Source organism: Aminobacter ciceronei, from assembly GCF_014138625.1.
Taxonomy (GTDB): domain Bacteria; phylum Pseudomonadota; class Alphaproteobacteria; order Rhizobiales; family Rhizobiaceae; genus Aminobacter; species Aminobacter ciceronei.
In genome coordinates, this window is record NZ_JACJHY010000007.1 from 50,061 (window position 1) to 68,778 (window position 18,718).

Below are 18,718 nucleotides of genomic sequence, written 5' to 3' on the forward strand. Positions count from 1 at the left end.
CCGATATGGGCGGAGGCGCTCGATGATCCTGGCTGCGCTCCTTTGGGCAATGGGACCTTTGACGGTCTCGCGTCGGCCGGCAGCACTCCCGCAAGGTTCACATCTGATCAAACCGTGCCCGTGAGGAGGCCATAGGCAATCCCGGCAATCGAACAGCTGGCCAACACGGTGAGCATGCCCACCTTGAAACGAAATACCGCGATGACCGCGCCCAGCGTCAGGATCAGAGACGGGACGTTCACGGAACTCAAGACGGGGACATCGACTGCAAGCCCAAAGCCGCGGAATTCGTAGAGCTGCGCAAACAGAACGTGCAGGGCAAACCACATAGACAGGTTGAGGATGACGCCGACGACGGCTGCGGTAATCGCGGAGAGTGCCGCTGAGAGCGCCTTGTTGGCGCGCATGTTCTCCATGAAGGGCGCGCCGATGAAGATCCACAGAAAGCACGGAACGAAGGTCACCCAGGTTGTCAGCAGTCCGCCCAGAGTGCCGGCGATCAACGGGTTGAGCGAGCCAGGTGCGCGATAAGCTCCCAGAAAGCCGACGAACTGCGTCACCATGATCAGCGGACCAGGGGTCGTCTCAGCCAGACCGAGGCCGTCCAGCATCTCGCCGGGCTTCAGCCACCCGTAGTGCTCGACCCCTTGCTGCGCGACATAGGAAAGGACCGCATACGCGCCACCGAATGTGACCATGGCCAATTTGGAAAAGAAGATGGAGATATCGGTGAAGACATTTCCCTGCCCCAAAAACACCAGCAGCGCCACGACCGGCCCACCCCAGATCAGGAGGCCGACCGCTGCTACCTTGAGCGACCAGGAAAGGGGAGGGCGAGCATGGTCTGGAACCCCCTCGCCAAGGACGCTATCGATGTCCGCGACCTCCTTGCCACTGAACTTGCCATGGTTGCCGCCGGCGAGGAACGCCTTCCATCCGGCTCGTCCGCCGACATATCCGATCAAGCCTGCCCCAAAAACAACCAGGGGAAATGGCGCCCGGAATACCGTCAAGGCAACGAATGCCCCTGCTGCCAGCCCGATCAGCACGTTGTTCTTGAGGGAGCGTCGGCCAATGCGGATGACGGCTTCGAGCACGATCGCCAATACTGCGGCTTTCAGTCCGAAGAAGAGGGCCTGGACGGCGCCGACATTGCCGAAAATGGCATAGATCCAGCTCAGGGCCATGATGGCGACAGCACCAGGCAGCACGAACAAGATTCCGGCGACGAGCCCGCCCTTTGTCTTGTGCAGGAGCCAGCCAATGTAGATCGCGAGCTGTTGAGCCTCTGGCCCGGGCAGGAGCGTGCAGTAGTTCAACGCGTGCAGAAAACGCGTATCACCGATCCAGCGTTTCTCTTCGACGATGATCCGGTGCATCACGGCGATCTGCCCTGCAGGCCCGCCGAAACTGAGGGCTGCCACACGCGCCCATACGCGGACCGCTTCGCCAAACGAGATGCCGTGAGCCGGTGTGTCCGTGTTCTGGGCTGGAGATTTGTCGGTCATTTCGATCTGGCTCATGTCATTTCCTGTCGATCAGGCGCGCTTCGAGCGGAAATACTGGTAGAGATTGTCGAAGACGGACGAGCCTTGGGCGATGCGCTGCTCGTCCTGCGGGTTTGCCGCGCAAACGCCTGTTATCAGGCTGGCTATGCCCGTCGTCTCCTCGCGGCCGAATTTGCCGTCCTTGAGGTCAATGTCGTGGACAATCTCGGAAATCGCCTGCAGAGCGGGGTCGGCGATTCCAGCTCGGGTCAGCAGAACCTCAAAGCTGCAACGATCACCTTCATGGGTGATTTCGCCTTCGAACATGTCGAACCGCAAGTCTCCAGCTTTGGGTTCGTATCCCTTGCCCGGTACGAAGCGGATGACAGCGTCCTGGTCGATGAAACGCCGGATCAGCCAGCTACAGGCGATACGGTCGACATGCACGCCTTCGCGCGTCACCCAGACCCGTCCCTTCAGAGCTGTCGGCGTATGCGCCATGGCCTCCGGCGATTGTTTTGCCATTTCCGTATCCTCCGCGAGCTTGCGTTCGATTCCCGTGACCAGGCTTTCGGCCGACAGGCGACCGGTTGCCCCGAAGAAGTCGATCGCTGCGATATCGGCGAGCCGTTTGCGCAGGCGGCTGGTTAATGAGCGCGCTTCCGCTTTTTCCTCGGACGTCGCAATCGCGTCGAACCGATCGGTCAAAGCGCGTGTTTCCTTCGCTATCGCCTCATAATCTTGATCGCGTGCAGCATCGAAGAGCGCGCGAGCCTGGGCGTCGGAGAGGCCGTCGATAAGGCGTGCCTCGCACACCATGGCCTCGCCGCCGCCTTCGACGATCTCCTTCAGGAGCCACTCGAAATCCTCCTGGGTCTCCGAGTTTGCCGGCAGCGCATAGACCGTGCTCTTCACGGCGACGGCGCCGATCCCCTGCAGCCGGCGCCAGATCTTCACGCGGAAGTAGGCCGGCTTGCTGGGCAGCTGGTGAATGAGAAGCAGCCAGCGCCGATCTGCCCGTATAATGTCATCGTCCATGTTCATACTGTATCATCGATGATTGAAAATGCAACACTTGTATCATTTTAGATTCGAGCGTAGCGTTCGGTCCAGTCACTGACTTTACGTGAGGACTGCCATGCACCGGATTATGCCACTGCCATTCAAGCCGCCGCGCCTCGATGGGCTCTCGGAGCGACTTCTGGCAAGCCACTATGAGAACAACTACGGAGGCGCTGTCAGGCGCTTGAATGCCATCGAGCGTCGTTTGGATGAAATGGATTGGGCAGCAGCTCCGGTCTTCGACATCAACGGCTTGAAGCGAGAAGAGCTGATCGCTGCGAATTCGGCGATCCTGCATGAAATCTATTTCGACGGTCTCGGCGGGAGAGGAGATGCGACAGGAACTCTCGCTGCAGCCATCGAGCGGGACTTCGGCAGCGTGGCCAAATGGCGCTCCCGCTTTTCGGCATGTGCGAAGGCGCAAGCCGGCGGGTCGGGATGGACCTTGCTGGTGTGGTCCGAGCGCCACCAGCGCCTGATGATCCAATGGGGACAGGATCACACGAACTGCCTCGCCGGCAGCGTCCCGATCATGGCGCTCGACATGTACGAGCACGCCTACGCCATCGATTTCGGGGCGAAGGTTGGCGCCTATGTTGATGCCTTCATGAACAACATCCACTGGGAGCGCATCGGCGAAAGGTTCCAGCGTGTCGCTGGCACCTTGTCGGCTGCGCCTGCGGATGGCGGCGCCAATTTCGGCGTTGCTCCGGAGGATCTGCTTGCCCGTCTTGGGCGAGGGGAGGACATCATGCTGCTCGATGTTTGTTTGGCGGCAGATCTGCAAGCCCGCAGCGACATGCTTCCGGGTGCTACGTTCCGGGCTCCGGAGGCGACCGCCGACTGGATCGAGGATCTGCCTCGCGACAAGCCTGTCGTTGCTTATTGCATCTACGGCTTCCAGGTCAGCGGCAATGTGGTCGACGAACTCCGCCGCCTTGGCTTCGATGCGCATGTGTTGTCCGGCGGGATCGCCGCTTGGCATGCCATCGGCGGGCCGACTGTCCCATTCACCGTTTCCACCGGGAGGACTGAACCATGAAGTGGGTTACCCGTGAACGTCCTGTTATCGACCGCATCGCCTGTCCCTGGCTGATCGCAAGGTTCATCGACAAGGATCCGGAGTTCCTGTTCGTTCCGCCGGACAAGGTCATGACCGTGGCGCAAGAGACCGGCGCCACGCCCTATGACGTTCCAGGCGTCGAATACACGCACTTCGGCGAAGGCTGCAGCTTCGATGCGTTTGTCGACAAGCATGATCTGGCAAAGGACTCCGCAATCGCCACCATTGCCGCAATCGTTCGGGGTGCTGACACCGATCGGCATGATTTGACGCCGCAGTCGGCCGGGTTGCTCGCGATTTCGATGGGGCTGCGGGACGTCACACCAGACGATCACGAGGTGCTGAAGCACGGCTTCGTCATCTACGACGCGCTTTATGCCTGGGCGTCAGGCCGCAAGGCGGAAACGCACAACTGGCCCCCAAAGGCGAAGGCATAAGTTCGCTAAGGTGGTGGAATTCGCGCCCCGTCTCCGACCCATGGTGCGCTGCGGACGATCGGCTTGTCGATCGCGAGAAGCGATGCGCACAGAATAGTCACCGCCTATGGCGCGCTGGATAGCGCATTGCGCGCCGCATACAACTCGGCGACGAAGTCCGTGATCAGCGCAGAGTTGATGCCGTCCGGTGGGCGCAGGATCAACGCCGGGAAATGCACCGCTTGCTCAAACGGTCTGGCGACCATGCCATCGATCATCCGGTCCGATATCACGGATGGACCAACCCGATGCCCAACCGCATGCCATCTCAAATCGAGCAGCAGCCTGCCTGCGCCATCCGGCATAGCGACGAGTCAGAAAACATAGGTGATTCAATGGGTAGTGGCGTGACCGGGTGTGATCGAAAGGGGGTGAGTAGGATGATTGTGGAACAGCCTATTCGGAATTACTGGCCATGAACAATGGTAGAGGGTTGGAGAACTGTATCGAAGGCCGTTCGAATGTGTTTCCAGAAAAGCGGTGCCTGCCGTCGATTGTCGAATTTGGTATGCGCCTTATCAATCTTCGAGCTGCGACCTTGGAATTAGGCGAAACCGCCGTACCCCCGTCTGAGCTAACGTAATCGCAAACTCATGCAGCGCGGGCTGCAAGTAGAGCGTGGAGGGCATCTGGCTTCAGGTGCGTATATCGCTTCAGCATCTTCCAGTCCTTGTGCCCGGTAACGAGTGCAACTTGCTCGATTGTGAAACCGGCCTCGAAAAGTCGGCTTGTACCTTCATGTCGCAAGTCGTGGAAGTGAAGATCGAGGATACTCAGGTCGGCGCATCCGCGACGAAAAGCTGTGCCGACTGATCTGCCATTGAATGGGAAAATCCGATCATCGTTGTTACTTCGGCAGGCGCGCTGTTCCTCCACGATGGCCCATGCGTCGTATCCGCATGCAGCGAAAAGTGGAATACGCTGGTTGTTTCCCTTCTTGTTTCGGGGATCCTTCCGGTCACGGATGAGAAGCATCCGGGTGCGACATTCCAGATCCGACCAACGCACTGTGCAGATTTCCTCTTGGCGCATTGCGGTAGCAACAGCGAAGCGGATGATCCGGCCAATTGGCGCGATCTGACGCGGGTTTGCGTCGAAATGCGAGATCAACCGGTCGAGTTCGTCCTGGGTCGGACGACGGTCGCGCTCCTGCCCTTTGCCAACCAGACCTAGCTGTTTCAAAGCAATGCGGGCTAGGTCTACGGCCTCAATTGTAACGGGCAGGCCGTGAACTGCGGCCGCGTGAGACAGAATGAGCTTGATAGTGCCCATGTCTATGCTGAGGGTAGCAGGACCTGCACCTTTTGCCGCTCGATCGCGGCCGAACCGAATGAGCCGCTCGCGATCGAGCGCAGCCATGTTGCACTTTCCAAGCTGCCGCTTCAGCATATCCAGAGTCGCAGCTTTCGAGCGTCGAGGGGGCTTGCCGACGTCACACATGTCGTCGATATGAAGGTCGATGAGATCGCCGAAGGTTTTTAGGCGTGCTATGCGCGACTGGCTTGGCGTTTCGCCACGATCAATCTGGCACTCCGCCTCCAGGGCCCAGCGTCGTGCATCGTCTCGCCGCAAGAAGGTCTCGCTGACGTAACGGCCCTTGCGACGAACTTGAACGCGCCAGGAGCCGGAATGAAGTCTTGTGAAAGTGGCCATTTTTCGTGTGCGCTCCGTGTGCACTCAGCCGTCGAAAGGTGGCGAAAAGCGTCGCAGTGCGGCGTACATTCGTGTGCACTCGGTGCGACCTAACTAATTGAGATTAATAAAAAATGATGCAATATCAAGGACATATACTAGCCATTGCACCCATGATGGACTGGACCGATCGATGCTGCCGAAATTTCCATCGGCAGATCACCGGCGATGCGCTGCTTTACACCGAGATGGTGGTGGCCGATGCCGTCATCCACGGTCCGCGCGAGCGCCTGCTTGGTTTCGATGCCGTCGAACACCCTATCGCGCTTCAGCTCGGCGGCTCCGATCCGGCCAAGCTGGCGGAAGCCGCGCGCATCGGCGAAGGCTTCGGTTATGACGAGATCAACCTCAATGTCGGCTGCCCGTCCGACCGTGTGCAGTCGGGCACATTCGGTGCCTGCCTGATGAAGACGCCGGAGCTCGTCGCCGAATGCGTTTCGGCGATGAAAGCTGTGGTCAGCATTCCAGTCACGGTAAAGTGCCGTATCGGCGTCGACAACCAGGACCCCGAGCCGGCGCTTGATATTCTTGCCGACATGGTTTTTGCTGCCGGCACCGACGCGCTGTGGGTGCATGCCCGCAAGGCGTGGCTGGAAGGGCTCAGTCCAAAGGAAAACCGCGAAATCCCGCCGCTCGACTATGACCGGGTCTACCGCCTGAAAGCACGTTACCAGCACAAATTCATCGGCATCAATGGCGGCATCCAGAGCTTGGACGAAAGCCGCGACCATCTCGACAAGGTCGATGGCGTGATGCTCGGCCGTGCTGCATATCACACGCCGAGCGTGCTCGGCGGTGTCGACGCATTGCTGAATGGCAAAGTGGCCCACAAGATGGACTATGCGGTGCTGATCGACGCCATGGCCGACTATGCCGGGCGGCATATCGCATCAGGCGGTCGTCTCGGTCATGTCACGCGCCATATGGTCGGGCTGTTCCACGGTCTCTCGGGCGCGCGGCGCTACCGTCAGGTTCTGTCGACCGACGCCAACAAGCCAGGTGCCGGGCCGCAGGTGTTGCGCGACGCTTTCGCCGCCGTCGACCTGACGAGCCGCAGCGAGGCTGCATAGCTTCCATAACTTAGGCCTTGCCCGGTCTGGCCGCGGCACGTCCCGGATCGCGTTGGCAAGCCGAACTTCGCGCAGGATTCGGCCGCACACTGTCGCTGCCCCCATGCAAAACGTTTGCGCCGATGGCCGCTCATGCTCCGACGTTGCCGGACGGGCTGGCCTCGCCATTTGGTTTGTGTGATCATTTGGCGGGGGCATGTTCGAGGAGGGGCGGTTTCATGTGCCGATTGCCGGGCGGAGCTATGGCGCGTGAAGGCTGCGCGTGATGGAAACGCCGCAACTGCCGGCCTTGCGATCCTACCACTCCTGGATCGCCAACGAGACGCTGGAGGATTATTCACTCCGATACGCGGCCCGGTCGTTTCGCCGTTGGTCGCCATTCGTCATTGCCAACACAGCACTCGGCGGCATTTCATTTCTCGCCCTTGAGGCCATCGGCGGTGCTATCACGCTGAGCTACGGCTTCGCCAACGCCTTTCCGGCGATCCTGGTGACGTGCCTGTTCGTTTTCGTGACGAGCCTGCCGATCGCCTATTATTCCAGCCGCCACAACATCGACATGGACCTGCTGACGCGCGGCGCGGGCTTTGGCTATATCGGCTCGACGATCACCTCGCTGATCTACGCGACATTCACCTTCATCTTTTTTGCTCTCGAAGGCGTGATCATGGCGCAGGCGCTCCACCTGTTCGCCGATGTGCCGCTGGTGCTGGGTTATGTCATCTCCTCGGTGGTCATCATCCCCATCACCTTCATGGGCGTGACGCTGATCAGCAAGCTGCAGCTGCTGTCGCAGCCGATCTGGATCGCCATGCATCTGGCGCCCTTCGCCTACATCCTGTTTGCCCATCCCGACACGCTGAACGAGTGGGCGGCTTTCGTCGGCAGCGATGTGGCAGGCGAGGGGTTCAACTTCCTGGCCTTCGGCTCGGCCATCGGCGTTCTGTGCGCGCTGTCGATCCAGATCGGCGAACAGGTCGACTATCTGCGCTTCCTGCCTGACAAGACGCGTGAGAACCGTTTCCGCTGGTGGGCGGCGGTGATTGCCGCAGGGCCGGGCTGGATCGTCGTCGGCGGTTTCAAGATACTGTGCGGCAGCCTGCTCGCGGTGCTCGCCATCCAGGCCGGGCTGTCGCGCTCGACGGCGCTCGAACCCATCCACATGTACATCATCGCCTATGAATATGTCAGCGCCGACCCGCGCGTCGTGCTCACCCTGGCCGCCGTTTTCGTGCTGATCTCGCAGGTCAAGATCAACGTCACCAATGCCTATGCCGGTTCGCTGGCCTGGTCCAATTTCTTCTCGCGCGTCACCCATTACCACCCCGGCCGGGTCGTCTGGCTGGTGTTCAACATCCTGATCTCGCTGCTTCTGATGCTGCTGGGCATTTTCCAGACGCTGGAGCTGGTGCTGGCGGTCTATTCGATCATCGCCGCTGCCTGGGTAGGCTCGATCTTTGCCGACCTCGCCATCCTCAAGCCGATCGGAGTCAGCCCGGCATTCCCGGAGTTCAAGCGCGCTTATCTCTACAACTTCAACCCCGTCGGCTGCGGTTCGATGGCGCTGGCGTCGTTCGTTGCCCTGCTGTGTTTTTCCGGCATTTTCGGCGTCATGGCGCAGGCCTATGCCGCGCCGATCGCCTTTGTCACGGCACTCGGCTCCGCTGTGGCCATCGGTGTTGCCACCAAGGGGCGGTATTATCTGGCGCGCCAGCCCGTCGACCTGCCGGCGGCCACGTCGGATGCCAATCTGTGCGCCATCTGCGGCGTCACCTATGAAGGCTCCGACATGGTGCATTGCACCTTCTACGAGCAGCCGATCTGCTCGCTGTGCTGCAGCCTGGATTCGCATTGCCACGATGTCTGCAAGGCGCCGGGAGGCGAGCTGCAGACGTCGCGCTCGCGCTATTTCGGGAAGGCGCTGCCGCATATTCGCGACAAGATCGCCCCGCGCATGGGCCAGCGCCTGCTCAAGGTGGCAGGTGTGCTGTTTGCGCTCGCGGTGCTCTCGGGCGGCGTGTTTCTGCTGACTTATCGCCTGATCGAGCCCGGGTCGGAGCAGCCGCATCTGGCAAGCGGCCAACTGCTTCTCAGGGTTTTTCTCGCGCTGCTGCCGCTGCTCGGCATCGGCGCCTGGTGGATCGTGCTGTCGCAGGAGAGCCGGGAACTTGCCGAGCGCGATCTTGTCGCCTCGCTGGAAAAGTTGCGGCAGACGCAGCGAGACCTGGCGAGCAACGAGCGCCTCGCCGCCATCGGTCAGATCACGGCAACCGTCAGCCACGAGCTGCGCAATCCGCTTGGCACGTTGGTGACGTCAGCCGACGTGTTGCGCCGCTCGCTGAAGAGCGCCGACGCACCGGTACTCTCTGAATTGGAACGGCTGCAGCGAAATGCCTGGCGCTGCGTGCGGATCATCGAGGACCTGCTCGATTTCTCGCGCAAGCACGCCCTGGTCGTCTCGCCGATACTGATCGACCGATGGGTGGCCCAGCATGTCGCCGAACAGGAGGCTGCGCGGCCGATACAGCTGGAACTTGCCGCGGGATGCAGGATATCGGCCGACGGCGAGCGGTTGCGGCAGGCCTTTTCCAACGTCCTGGCCAATGCGCTGCAGGCCTGCGAGACGGCGGATGACGCGGCAATCGTCGTCTCGACCCGCTGCGAGGGCAACAACGCCATCATCTGCGTTGCCGACAATGGGACCGGCATGTCGCGCGAGACAGTGGCACGGGTGTTCGAGCCGCTGTTCAGCACCAAGGCGTTCGGCGTCGGATTGGGCATGCCGCTGGTCAAGCGCATCGTCGAGCAGCATGGCGGCTCTGTGCTGATCGACAGCGAGCAGGGAGCCGGCACGCGCGTGTCGATCGTGTTGCCGCGCGCGGGCGCTGGTTCGTCATGACCGACCAGACCGATCTGCAGACCGATTTCATCGGCGACGACGTCATTCCGCATGCAGCCGAGCCGACCGAGAAGAAGCGTGTTCTCATCGTCGACGACGACGAGGATTTTGCCGCAAGCCTCGCCGGATTGCTCGAGCTCGAAGGCTATCAGGCGATCATCGCGCATGATCCGCCGTCAGCCCAGCGCGCTTTGGCCTTGCACCTGCCGGCGGTGACCCTTGTCGACGTGCGGTTGGGCGTCGGCAACGGTGTCGAACTGGTCAGGGCGTTTCGCCAGCAAAGCCCCGATCTCATCTGCCTGATGGTCACAGCCTATGCCTCGGTCGAGACGGCGGTGGAGGCGTTGCAGGCCGGCGCCTACGACTATCTGTGCAAGCCGTTCCACAGTGCCGATCTGTTGGCGACGCTGGAGCGCTGCTTCGAACGCACGCGGCTCATGGAGGAAAAGCGCCTGGTCGCCGAGCGGCTCGGGCAGATGCAGCGCATCGAGGCGATGGGACAGCTGACCGGCGGCATCGCGCACGACTTCAACAACATCCTGGCTGTCCTGCTCGGCAATCTGCGCTGGCTGCAGGAGCACGTGCAGACCGAGCCTCAACTGGCGCAGATGGTCGACGATGCGCTGGAGGCGGTGAAGGCAGGGACGGAGCTGACCTCGCGCCTGCTCAATTTCGGCCGCCGCGAGGGCGGTGACACGGCCCGTGTCGATCTGGGTGAGGCGCTGCCCGACCTGATGCGCGTCTTGCGTCGCACGCTGGACGACAAGATCGGCCTGTCGCTCGAACTGGCGGACGATCTGCATGAGGTCGAAGTTCAGCCGGCACAACTGGAAACCAGCCTGCTCAATCTGGCGCTCAACGCGCGCGACGCAATGCCGGATGGCGGCCTGCTTCGGTTCGAGGCCTGCAATTTTGTCGTCCGGCCCGATGACGCCCGCGTCGCCTCGGGTCTGTTACCCGGTCAGTATGTCGTCATTTCGGTCATCGACACCGGCCACGGCATGCCGCTGGCGGTGCGGCGCCGGGCGCTGGAACCGCTGTTCACCACCAAAGCAGCGGGAAAGGGCAGTGGCCTCGGTCTGCCGATGGTCGATGGCTTCGTGCGACAGTCGGGCGGGCGCCTGGGCATCTCCAGCAATCCGGACGAGGGCACCCGGATCAATCTCTATCTGCCGCGGGCAGTTCAGTCCCGGCCCTGAGGGGCGAACATGTAGCCGACGCCGCGAATGGTCTTGATGAATTGGGTGTCGCGCGCATTGTCCCGCAACTTGCGGCGTATCTTGCCGATCAGCACGTCGATGCTGCGGTCGTAAGGCGTCCAGTTGCGGTTGGCGACGATGTCGAGGATCTGTTCGCGCGACAGGATGCGGCCGCGCCGTTCGACCAGCGCGGACAGGATCTGGAACTCCTGGCTGGTGAGCCGCACGTTCTCGCCGTTCGGCGACGACAGCTTGTAGCGTGCGGGATCGAGCTGCCAGCCATCGAAACAGACGGCGGCCGAACGATCCACTTCTGCCTGCTCGGGCAGGTTGATGCGCTTGGCAAAACGCCGCATCACCGTGCGCACCCGCGCCAGGAGTTCGCGCGGTTCGAAAGGCTTGGTGATGTAGTCGTCGGCTCCGAGTTCGAGGCAGACGACCTTGTCGATCGTGCTGTTCTTGCCCGACAGCATGATCAGCGGCAGGTCGTATTGCGAGCGCATGCTGCGCGCCAGCGTCACGCCGTCCTCGCCGACGGGAAAGCCGAGATCGAGGATGACGAGATCGAAGGCCTCGTCGGCCAGCGCACGCCGCATCGAACGCCCGTCATGGGCGCTGACGATGGCGTAACTTTCGCTGGTCAGGAATTTTTCCAGGAAGCTGCACAGCCGACGATCGTCATCGACAATGAGAATGCGTGATCTTGGCTCGGCAACTGACATGGCAGCTACGATAATCGCAATTCATGGGCCCGGTCGAGAAGGGAAGATGGCCATTGGTCGCGGTCGGCGCCGCCGACCCGCGGGTGCGGGCAGATCGACATCCTTCCTGCGCGGGAATGTCTGTCTAATACACTGAAAATTCTAGCTGAAATTGATGGGTCGCCTTGCGCGGCCCATGCCTGCAGCCATCCGTTTGGTTACAAAAAATTACAATACGGCCCGCTTTCCGATGCATGGCGATTACATGCCGCTCCTAGCTTGGCGACGCACGGTGATGCCGGGCGGCGTCGCGCTGCCCGGCGCAGCAACGGGGACGGCGCGCAAGCCACCCCCCCTGCACGCCGGCAAATGAGGAGGAACAGCCGCATGCCACAGACAGTATTCTCAGTCGATCTGAACAAGGCGCCCGAAGACCATGCCATCAAGACGCACAACCGGTGGCATCCCGATATCCCGATGGTCGAGTATCTCAAGCCTGGGCGCACCTACCGGGTGGAGTGCCATGACTGGACGGGAGGCCAGATCGGCAACAACAACAGCGCCAACGACGTCCGCGACGTCGACCTGACGCGCGTCCATTATCTCAGCGGCCCGTTCGGCGTCGACGGCGCGGAACCCGGCGATTTGCTGGTCGTCGACATTCTTGATCTCGGCGCCAAGCCCGATTCGGAATGGGGCTTCAACGGCCTGTTCGCCAAGGAAAATGGCGGCGGCTTCCTGACCGAGCACTATCCGGAGGCCAGCAAATCCTGCTGGGATTTCCACGGCATCTACACGACGTCGCGCCACATTCCTGGCGTGCGCTACCCCGGCATCATCCATCCCGGCCTGATCGGCTGCCTGCCGGACCACAAGCTGCTTGCCGAAGCCAACCGGCGCGAAGCCGCGTTGGTGGCGACCGATCCGGCTCGAGTGCCGCCTCTGGCAGCCCTGCCATATGCCGACACGGCACTGATGGGACAGATGAAGGGCGATGCTGCTCGGACGGCCGCAGCCGAAGCCTGGCGCACGGTGCCGCCGCGCGAACACGGTGGCAACTGCGACATTAAGAACCTGTCGCGCGGTTCGAAGGTCTACTTCCCGGTCTATGTAAAGGGTGGCGGGCTCTCGATGGGAGACATCCACTTCTCGCAGGGCGACGGCGAAATCACCTTCTGCGGCGCCATTGAAATGGCTGGCTGGGTCGATATCAGCGTCGACGTCATCAAGGGCGGCATGGCGAAATACGGCGTCATCAACCCGATCTTCAAGCCGAGCCCGATCGACCCGCATTTCGACGACTATCTCATCTTCGAGGGCATCTCGGTCGATGAGCACACCGGCGAGCAATATTACCTCGACGCTCACGTCGCCTATCGCCGGGCCTGCCTGAATGCCATCGAGTACCTCAAGAAATTCGGCTACTCGGGCGAACAGGCCTACATGATCCTCGGCACGGCACCGGTCGAGGGGCGCATCGCCGGCATCGTCGACATCCCCAACGTCTGCGCCACCCTGGCGATTCCTACGGCGATCTTCGACTTCGACATCAATCCCAATGCGCTCGGGCCCAAGAAGCAGGACTTCAAGGCCGACGTTGCCAAGACGAGCTGATCAGGCTGCACAACAACAATGAAGCGACGGTCAGGCCCGGTCCTGGCCGGCGCTCTCCTGGGAGGGATTCATGCTGCTTGGATTTGCTTTGCTTTATGTCGGCGCCGTCCTGTTTCTGAACGGACTCTGGCTTCTCGGAAAGATCGAAGACCGGGAAATCGTCGTCATCAACGTGGTCTCGGGTGTCGTCACGCTGTGCGCGTCGCTCGCCTGGGCGTTCGGACCAGCTGCCGATGCTGCCTCGATCAAGGGGGCGGCGCTGACGATACTGTTTTCGGCGACCTATTTTTGGGTGGCCTATAACAGGGTGGTGAAGGTCGACGGACGCGGCCTCGGCTGGTTCAGCCTGTTCGTCGCCATCACCACCATCCCGGTCGCGGTGCAAGGACTTTCCACCGCCCAGACGTCGACCGATCTCTGGCTCGCGTCCAACTGGGTGATATGGGGCGTGCTGTGGTTCCTGTATTTCCTGCTGCTGGCGCTGCAGCGGCCGATCCTGCGGCTGACGGCGGTGGTCACGCTGCTTGCCGGCATCGTCACCGGCTGGCTGCCGGGCTTCCTGCTGCTCGACGGCAAGCTCTGACGCCGGCTTTTCCGGCCAGGCGTTGGCGCGCTTGGCCGCTTGCGGGCGGGCGAGGGCTGTTTTGCCCGCCATATCGTTTCAATGGATGCTTTCTGGAGGCTGGTCATGCCGCTCTACAGTTATGTTTGCGACGATTGCGGACCGTTTGAAGAATGGGTGCCGATGCAGGACGCGCTTCGGGCGTGCGCCTGTCCGCAATGCGAGGAGCAAAGCAAGCGCGACGTGGCCGCACCACGCCTGAGCCTGATGAACGGCAAGTTGCGCCGCGCATTGGCCCGGTCGGAGGCCAGCGGCACCGAACCAAAAGTGGTGAAGAAGGCGCATCTTGCCGGTTGTGGCTGCGCCTTGTGCAAGATCGGCAACAAGCCTGTGCCGACACGCAAGAAATGGTCGATCGGCCACTAGAGCCCTAGTCGCGCAGGATCATCCTGTCGCCGCGCACGTCGAAGCCCGACAGCGAGCCGATGAAGTTCATGCCGAGCAGGCTCTGCTCGAGCCCCTGGTCGGCGACGAGCATCGGCAGGTTTCTGCGTTCGATGGAGCCGAGTTGGACGCTCGCCGCAGTGACCCGTGCCGCATGCGCAATGCCGTTGGCAGTCGAGACCGGTACGGTAAAGCTCAGGCTTTCGAGATCGAAGCCGGCGCGGCGGGCATCGGCCACGGTCAGGACGGTGGTTGTGGCGCCCGTGTCGACCATGACATCAATGGTCTGGCCGTTGACCTGCATGCGCGCGCCGAAATGTCCGTTGGTCAGTTTGTCCAGGGTGACGGTCGCGCGGCCATCGCCATCCAGCGCCGACATCGGGCTTCCCGGCACGAGGCCGGCGGTGACACGGCTGGCGACGTCCTGCAGTTCGTAGCGGTACTGATAGCCGGCGACAAACACCAGAACGATCACCACCCACATTGCCAGGCCGCGCACCGTGTCGCCGAAGCGCGTGCCATGGCGCAGGACGCCAGCGCCGATGACCAGCAGCAGCGCGCCAGCGTAGATCAACTGGCCGAAGCTGTCATTGTTGAGGCCGAGCGTTTCGCCCGACGAATGGTTGAGCAGCAAGAGCAGCAGCCCGCCGCCGAGCACGGCAATGACGACCCAGTAAAGCCGGCTCATCTCTGTCTGGTATCCTTAGCTGGACGCATTTTCTCGCGCCATCCGCGCGCGGCGCGTTTCGCGGCGCGGCTTGCGCTCGATGGTCTCGAGACGGGCGGGCAAGGTGGCCATGACGGCGCGGCGCGTCTCCGGCGTCATCTTGTACCAGGCGCCAACCTCGTCGCGGGTACGGCCGCAACCGAAGCAATAGCCCGTCGCATCGTCAATCGAGCACAGCATGATGCAAGGGGTTTCTATTGCCGTCATCGTGTCGTCCATGGGGCCTCGCACCGATGTTTAGCACCGGCCCGCCACAGATGATGTAGCCTGCGCGTCATTGCAAGCGCTATCCCGCGACGTCACGTCTCGCCGCCTGGATGCGATCTCGCGATTGTTTTCGCTCGTCGAGGCGGCTATGCCGCGCATGACCATGACGAACGGCAGGCAGCACCCATGACCAGCGCTTCCCCCTTTGACGATTTCCGCAACCTGTTTGCGCATCTGCCCGAGGGCGATGTCGCCCAGGCAGGCAAGGTCTGGGCGCTGTTTGCCAAGACAGACAAGCCGAAAGGCTCGCTCGGCCGCATCGAGGACATCGCGGCCTGGCTGGCGCGCTGGACGGGCCGCGCGCCACCCTCGGTGCTCAAGCCTATGGTCGCGATCTTTGCCGGCAATCACGGTGTCGCCGCACAGGGCGTGTCGCCGCGAGCCATGGAAGCGACGGCCCAGCGCGTCGAGCTGTGCGCTGCCGGCGGTGCTGCGATCAACCAGATCTGCCTTGCTAACGATCTCGGGCTGAAGGTGCTCGACCTGGCGCTGCACCTGCCGACATCGGACATCACCGTCGAGCCGGCGCTGGACGAACGTGGCTGCGCCGCCACCATGGCTTTCGGCATGGAGGCGATTGCCGGCGGCAGCGATCTGTTCTGCATCGGTGACCTCGGCGTTGCCAACACGACGGTTGCCGCGGCCCTTTGCGCGGCATTGTTCGGCGGCAAGGGCGCCGACTGGGTCGGGCCGGGTTCCGGTGCCGATGCCGCCATGCAGGCGCGCAAGGCCGAAATGGTCGACCGCGCGCTGGCGCTGCATGGCCCTCACATCAAGGACCCGTTCGATGCTTTGCGTCGGGTCGGCGGGCGTGAATTCGCGGCCATTGCCGGTGCCATCCTTGCGGCACGCATGGAAAAGATGCCGGTGTTGCTCGACGGCTTCGCCACGACCGCTGCCGCCGCCGTGCTTTACGCCGTCGACCGGACGGCGCTCGACCATTGCATGTTTTCGCATGTCTCGACCGAGCCGGGCCATGCCCGCCTGCTGGCCAAGCTCGGCGCGCGGCCCTTGCTCGGGCTTGGCATCGACCATGGCGAGGCGGTTGGTGCGGGGCTTGCCGCAGGCCTGGTCAGGACGGCGGCGCAGATCAGCTCGGGAATGGCAGCGGCTATCCGCTGATATCACCCATTTCCACGTTCTTCGAACAGCGCTCCAGCTTCTGGGTCCGCGCGATTCCCCAGGGAAACCCGCTTCCCACTTTCCCTGAATTGCCCTAGCGGCGGCCGCCGGTGCTGCGCGCCAGCGAAGGCAGGTCGTCGATGACCCGGGCCGGCGGGAAGACCGCGATGGCCTCGGTGCCTTCGCGCAGCTTCGAGCGCAATTCGAACTCGCCGCCATGCAAGGCAAGCAGGCCCTGGACGATGGGCAGGCCAAGGCCGGTTCCCTGTTCCGCGCTCTTGATGGCGATCGAGCCCTGGCCGAAAGCCGAAAGCACGACGGGGATTTCGTCGGCGGGAATGCCCGGGCCCCTGTCCTTGACCGAGATGTACTGACCGCCACCGGCGGTCCAGCCGACGCGGACGCGGATTTCGCTGCCCGTCGGCGAGAATTTGATTGCGTTGGACAGAAGGTTGAGCGTGATCTGTCGGATGGCGCGTTCGTCGCCGAGCAGGCGCGGCAGCGTCGGCTCGAACTGCTCGACGATCTTGAGATCCTTGTTGCGTGCCTTGAGCTCCATCATGTGGCAGCAATCCTCGACCACCTGGAGCAGCATCAGCGGCTCTTCGTTGAGCTGATAGCGGCCGGCCTCGATGCGCGACAGGTCGAGGATCTCGTTGATGAGGTCGAGCAGGTGTTGGCCCGACTGGTGGATGTCGCGGGAATATTCGCGATAGGTCGGGCTGTTGATCGGCCCGAGCACTTCGCCGGCCATCACTTCCGAAAAGCCGAGGATGGCATTGAGTGGCGTGCGCAGCTCATGGCTCATCGTGGCCAGGAATCGCGACTTGGCGAGATTGGCGTCTTCGGCGCGGCGGCGGGCCTCGTCCGACATCGATTTTGCCGTCTCCAGTTCGGCAATCAGCGCGTCCATTTCGGACCGGGCGGCCATCAGCAGCAGCGCTGACCGCTTCTTGATGCCGGCAACGAGCGAAAAGAAGGGCAAGGCAGCGACCAGCAGCGCGACCATGATGATGCCAAGCGGCTCGGACAGGTTGACGCCGAAGGCGGCATAGGCGGCGACGGGAACGACGAAAGTTGCGGCCAGTGCGCCGCGCAGCGACGACGCGACGATTGCGGTCGCGGCCATGGCGACGAGCAGGAATACGCCTTTGACGACCGACAGCAGGCCGGGTTCGCAAGCCGCACAGGTCATGGCGGCGAGATAGGCCCAGGCGAGGCCGGTGACGAAATGGCCAATGAAGAAATTGCGCCGGATGGCCGACGGCGTCATCGCCGCAGGCGCTGCCTCGTCGGCGCGGCGGGCAAGCAAGGCCAACCCGACATAACCCATCATCGCGACCAGCGACCATTTGAGGATGGCATCGTCAGCGCCGAGCAAGAACCCGATGCCGGCGAAGATGACGACGAGAAGCGGCAGGGTTGCAGAATTGGCCCTGATCGAACGAGCGTGCAGCTTCAGCAGTTCGCGGTCGAAAGCCAGGCCGCCCGGCTGCTGGGCCAATTGATCGCGTGTCTTGCGCACAGCACGAGCGACATCGCTGTTGCGATGGCGTTTCCTGCGGTCCACAATGATCTTGTCCGCCGTGTTAGAGCGTTGCAACGGCATGTGATAATTCAGTTTTCGCGCGCGCTTTTCTTCAAGTCCGCACGCTACGTCCGAATGATTAAGGGATTGTTTGCCATATGAGCCGTTCGTGGTCGGGCAGGCCGCGGCAGCGGTATTTCAGGCGCCCGCGCAGTCGTTGGCGCAAGATTCTCGACTATGCGCTGGCGTTTGCCGTCCTCGGGCTGCTGATCCTGGTTTCGGCGCGCCTCGACCGGGTGGAAACGCGCAGGACGGAAGGGGTCGCCGTCGTCAATGACGGTGATTCGATCACGCTCGGCGGCGAGCGCATCCGCCTGCGCGGCATCGATGCGCCGGAATATTCCCAGATTTGCCGCAAGGACGGCGCTGACTATCCCTGCGGCCGGCGTTCGCGCGAGGCGCTGTCGAAGCTGGTCAGTGGGCGCCAGGTGCGTTGCGCCGGCTGGGAGCGCGACCGTTACGGCCGACTGCTTGGCGAGTGCACGGCTGCCGGCGCCGATCTCAACCGTTCGCAGGTGGAGGCCGGCTGGGCCGTTGCCTATGGTGGCTATGAAGCGGAGGAAGCGGCCGCGCGGCTTGGCCGAAAGGGCCTGTGGGCCGGCGACTTCGACCGTCCGCGCGATTGGCGCACCATGCATGGCGATATGGCTGAAATCGAGCATGGCAGCTATGGGCGCATGCTCAACTGGCTGCGGGAAATCTTTCGATTCTCGTAGCTTGCGGCTTATGCTTGCAAGATCGGTAC

At 62.4% G+C, this 18,718-nt stretch carries 19 protein-coding genes; 11 read left to right on the forward strand and 8 right to left on the reverse strand.

Annotated elements, in window-relative coordinates:
• Window positions 1-107: 107 nt before the first annotated feature.
• Complete coding sequence (chrA, locus tag HNQ95_RS09185) at window positions 108-1,523, reverse strand: chromate efflux transporter (RefSeq protein WP_182573928.1); 1,416 nt, start codon at window positions 1,521-1,523, stop codon at window positions 108-110.
• Between the two features lie 15 nt (window positions 1,524-1,538).
• Window positions 1,539-2,525, reverse strand: a complete 987-nt coding sequence (locus HNQ95_RS09190; RefSeq protein ID WP_182573983.1) for a chromate resistance protein ChrB domain-containing protein — start codon at window positions 2,523-2,525, stop codon at window positions 1,539-1,541.
• A gap of 208 nt (window positions 2,526-2,733) precedes the next feature.
• Here HNQ95_RS09190 and HNQ95_RS09195 point away from each other — a divergent pair, with 208 nt between their 5' ends.
• Together HNQ95_RS09195 and HNQ95_RS09200 are read left to right on the forward strand one after the other, a co-directional pair.
• Entirely contained in the window at window positions 2,734-3,591 is an 858-nt protein-coding gene (locus HNQ95_RS09195; RefSeq protein WP_246340638.1) for a Fe-Mn family superoxide dismutase, read from the forward strand.
• A complete protein-coding gene (locus HNQ95_RS09200) occupies window positions 3,588-4,049 on the forward strand; it encodes a chromate resistance protein ChrB domain-containing protein (protein WP_182573930.1) in 462 nt (153 codons plus the stop codon). Before HNQ95_RS09195 ends, HNQ95_RS09200 begins: the two co-directional genes overlap by 4 nt.
• A 104-nt stretch (window positions 4,050-4,153) precedes the next feature.
• Here the strand turns inward: HNQ95_RS09200 and HNQ95_RS09205 are convergent, their stop codons facing one another.
• Both HNQ95_RS09205 and HNQ95_RS09210 read right to left on the reverse strand, forming a co-directional pair.
• Entirely contained in the window at window positions 4,154-4,306 is a 153-nt protein-coding gene (locus HNQ95_RS09205; RefSeq protein WP_182573931.1) for a hypothetical protein, read from the reverse strand.
• A gap of 373 nt (window positions 4,307-4,679) precedes the next feature.
• The gene (locus HNQ95_RS09210; RefSeq protein ID WP_182573932.1) at window positions 4,680-5,741 is read right to left on the reverse strand and encodes a tyrosine-type recombinase/integrase; all 1,062 of its coding nucleotides are present in this window, start codon (window positions 5,739-5,741) and stop codon (window positions 4,680-4,682) included.
• Between the two features lie 113 nt (window positions 5,742-5,854).
• Between HNQ95_RS09210 and dusA the strand changes: the two genes are divergently transcribed.
• From dusA to HNQ95_RS09225, 3 genes are all read left to right on the forward strand, one after another.
• Window positions 5,855-6,850: a tRNA dihydrouridine(20/20a) synthase DusA gene (gene dusA, locus HNQ95_RS09215; protein WP_182573933.1), complete on the forward strand. Its 996-nt coding sequence runs from the start codon at window positions 5,855-5,857 to the stop codon at window positions 6,848-6,850.
• Window positions 6,851-7,115: 265 nt separating this feature from the next.
• Window positions 7,116-9,749: an ATP-binding protein gene (locus HNQ95_RS09220; protein ID WP_154383956.1), complete on the forward strand. Its 2,634-nt coding sequence runs from the start codon at window positions 7,116-7,118 to the stop codon at window positions 9,747-9,749.
• Entirely contained in the window at window positions 9,746-10,948 is a 1,203-nt protein-coding gene (locus HNQ95_RS09225; RefSeq protein ID WP_067961185.1) for a sensor histidine kinase, read from the forward strand. Before HNQ95_RS09220 ends, HNQ95_RS09225 begins: the two co-directional genes overlap by 4 nt.
• Here the strand turns inward: HNQ95_RS09225 and HNQ95_RS09230 are convergent.
• Window positions 10,933-11,670 (reverse strand): response regulator, encoded by a 738-nt coding sequence (locus HNQ95_RS09230; RefSeq protein WP_067961189.1) that lies wholly within the window; start codon window positions 11,668-11,670, stop codon window positions 10,933-10,935. The two genes, HNQ95_RS09225 and HNQ95_RS09230, sit on opposite strands and share 16 nt — an antisense overlap.
• A 175-nt stretch (window positions 11,671-11,845) precedes the next feature.
• Here HNQ95_RS09230 and HNQ95_RS33390 point away from each other — a divergent pair, with 175 nt between their 5' ends.
• The 4 genes from HNQ95_RS33390 (at window position 11,846) to HNQ95_RS09245 (ending at window position 14,251) form a co-directional block, all read left to right on the forward strand.
• The gene (locus HNQ95_RS33390) at window positions 11,846-12,022 is read left to right on the forward strand and encodes a hypothetical protein (RefSeq protein WP_210289154.1); all 177 of its coding nucleotides are present in this window, start codon (window positions 11,846-11,848) and stop codon (window positions 12,020-12,022) included.
• Between the two features lie 14 nt (window positions 12,023-12,036).
• Window positions 12,037-13,263, forward strand: coding sequence for a formamidase (gene fmdA / locus HNQ95_RS09235; RefSeq protein ID WP_067961192.1), 1,227 nt, complete (start codon window positions 12,037-12,039; stop codon window positions 13,261-13,263).
• 70 nt (window positions 13,264-13,333) lie between these two features.
• Window positions 13,334-13,846, forward strand: coding sequence for an AmiS/UreI family transporter (locus HNQ95_RS09240; protein ID WP_067961194.1), 513 nt, complete (start codon window positions 13,334-13,336; stop codon window positions 13,844-13,846).
• Between the two features lie 105 nt (window positions 13,847-13,951).
• The gene (locus tag HNQ95_RS09245; protein ID WP_067966401.1) at window positions 13,952-14,251 is read left to right on the forward strand and encodes an FmdB family zinc ribbon protein; all 300 of its coding nucleotides are present in this window, start codon (window positions 13,952-13,954) and stop codon (window positions 14,249-14,251) included.
• A 4-nt stretch (window positions 14,252-14,255) separates the two neighbouring features.
• On the opposite strand, the gene HNQ95_RS09250 is transcribed toward HNQ95_RS09245, so the two are convergent.
• Both HNQ95_RS09250 and HNQ95_RS09255 read right to left on the reverse strand, forming a co-directional pair.
• Window positions 14,256-14,957 carry a TIGR02281 family clan AA aspartic protease gene (locus HNQ95_RS09250; protein ID WP_067961197.1) on the reverse strand — a complete coding sequence of 234 codons (702 nt, stop codon included), beginning with the start codon at window positions 14,955-14,957 and terminating at the stop codon, window positions 14,256-14,258.
• Between the two features lie 15 nt (window positions 14,958-14,972).
• Complete coding sequence (locus HNQ95_RS09255) at window positions 14,973-15,203, reverse strand: DUF1289 domain-containing protein (protein ID WP_067966403.1); 231 nt, start codon at window positions 15,201-15,203, stop codon at window positions 14,973-14,975.
• Between the two features lie 186 nt (window positions 15,204-15,389).
• Between HNQ95_RS09255 and HNQ95_RS09260 the strand changes: the two genes are divergently transcribed.
• On the forward strand, window positions 15,390-16,385 hold the full coding sequence (locus tag HNQ95_RS09260) for a nicotinate-nucleotide--dimethylbenzimidazole phosphoribosyltransferase (protein WP_067961200.1): 996 nt from the start codon (window positions 15,390-15,392) through the stop codon (window positions 16,383-16,385).
• Window positions 16,386-16,479: 94 nt separating this feature from the next.
• Here the strand turns inward: HNQ95_RS09260 and HNQ95_RS09265 are convergent, their stop codons facing one another.
• On the reverse strand, window positions 16,480-17,994 hold the full coding sequence (locus HNQ95_RS09265; protein WP_182573934.1) for a sensor histidine kinase: 1,515 nt from the start codon (window positions 17,992-17,994) through the stop codon (window positions 16,480-16,482).
• Between the two features lie 77 nt (window positions 17,995-18,071).
• On the opposite strand from HNQ95_RS09265, the gene HNQ95_RS09270 reads away from it, so the two are divergent.
• Window positions 18,072-18,689: a thermonuclease family protein gene (locus HNQ95_RS09270; protein ID WP_182573935.1), complete on the forward strand. Its 618-nt coding sequence runs from the start codon at window positions 18,072-18,074 to the stop codon at window positions 18,687-18,689.
• The last annotated feature ends 29 nt before the right edge of the window (window positions 18,690-18,718 follow it).

What these genes read in the sequence shown, in the direction of transcription:
- chrA (WP_182573928.1), bottom strand. Translation starts at nt 1,523, where the DNA reads ATGAGCCAGATCGAAATGACCGACAAATCTCCAGCCCAGAACACGGAC.
- HNQ95_RS09190 (WP_182573983.1), bottom strand. Translation starts at nt 2,525, where the DNA reads ATGGACGATGACATTATACGGGCAGATCGGCGCTGGCTGCTTCTCATT.
- HNQ95_RS09200 (WP_182573930.1), top strand. Translation starts at nt 3,588, where the DNA reads ATGAAGTGGGTTACCCGTGAACGTCCTGTTATCGACCGCATCGCCTGT.
- HNQ95_RS09205 (WP_182573931.1), bottom strand. Translation starts at nt 4,306, where the DNA reads ATGATCGATGGCATGGTCGCCAGACCGTTTGAGCAAGCGGTGCATTTC.
- HNQ95_RS09210 (WP_182573932.1), bottom strand. Translation starts at nt 5,741, where the DNA reads ATGGCCACTTTCACAAGACTTCATTCCGGCTCCTGGCGCGTTCAAGTT.
- dusA (WP_182573933.1), top strand. Translation starts at nt 5,855, where the DNA reads ATGATGCAATATCAAGGACATATACTAGCCATTGCACCCATGATGGAC.
- HNQ95_RS09220 (WP_154383956.1), top strand. Translation starts at nt 7,116, where the DNA reads ATGGAAACGCCGCAACTGCCGGCCTTGCGATCCTACCACTCCTGGATC.
- HNQ95_RS09225 (WP_067961185.1), top strand. Translation starts at nt 9,746, where the DNA reads ATGACCGACCAGACCGATCTGCAGACCGATTTCATCGGCGACGACGTC.
- HNQ95_RS09230 (WP_067961189.1), bottom strand. Translation starts at nt 11,670, where the DNA reads ATGTCAGTTGCCGAGCCAAGATCACGCATTCTCATTGTCGATGACGAT.
- HNQ95_RS33390 (WP_210289154.1), top strand. Translation starts at nt 11,846, where the DNA reads ATGCCTGCAGCCATCCGTTTGGTTACAAAAAATTACAATACGGCCCGC.
- fmdA (WP_067961192.1), top strand. Translation starts at nt 12,037, where the DNA reads ATGCCACAGACAGTATTCTCAGTCGATCTGAACAAGGCGCCCGAAGAC.
- HNQ95_RS09240 (WP_067961194.1), top strand. Translation starts at nt 13,334, where the DNA reads ATGCTGCTTGGATTTGCTTTGCTTTATGTCGGCGCCGTCCTGTTTCTG.
- HNQ95_RS09245 (WP_067966401.1), top strand. Translation starts at nt 13,952, where the DNA reads ATGCCGCTCTACAGTTATGTTTGCGACGATTGCGGACCGTTTGAAGAA.
- HNQ95_RS09250 (WP_067961197.1), bottom strand. Translation starts at nt 14,957, where the DNA reads ATGAGCCGGCTTTACTGGGTCGTCATTGCCGTGCTCGGCGGCGGGCTG.
- HNQ95_RS09255 (WP_067966403.1), bottom strand. Translation starts at nt 15,203, where the DNA reads ATGACGGCAATAGAAACCCCTTGCATCATGCTGTGCTCGATTGACGAT.
- HNQ95_RS09260 (WP_067961200.1), top strand. Translation starts at nt 15,390, where the DNA reads ATGACCAGCGCTTCCCCCTTTGACGATTTCCGCAACCTGTTTGCGCAT.
- HNQ95_RS09265 (WP_182573934.1), bottom strand. Translation starts at nt 17,994, where the DNA reads ATGCCGTTGCAACGCTCTAACACGGCGGACAAGATCATTGTGGACCGC.
- HNQ95_RS09270 (WP_182573935.1), top strand. Translation starts at nt 18,072, where the DNA reads ATGAGCCGTTCGTGGTCGGGCAGGCCGCGGCAGCGGTATTTCAGGCGC.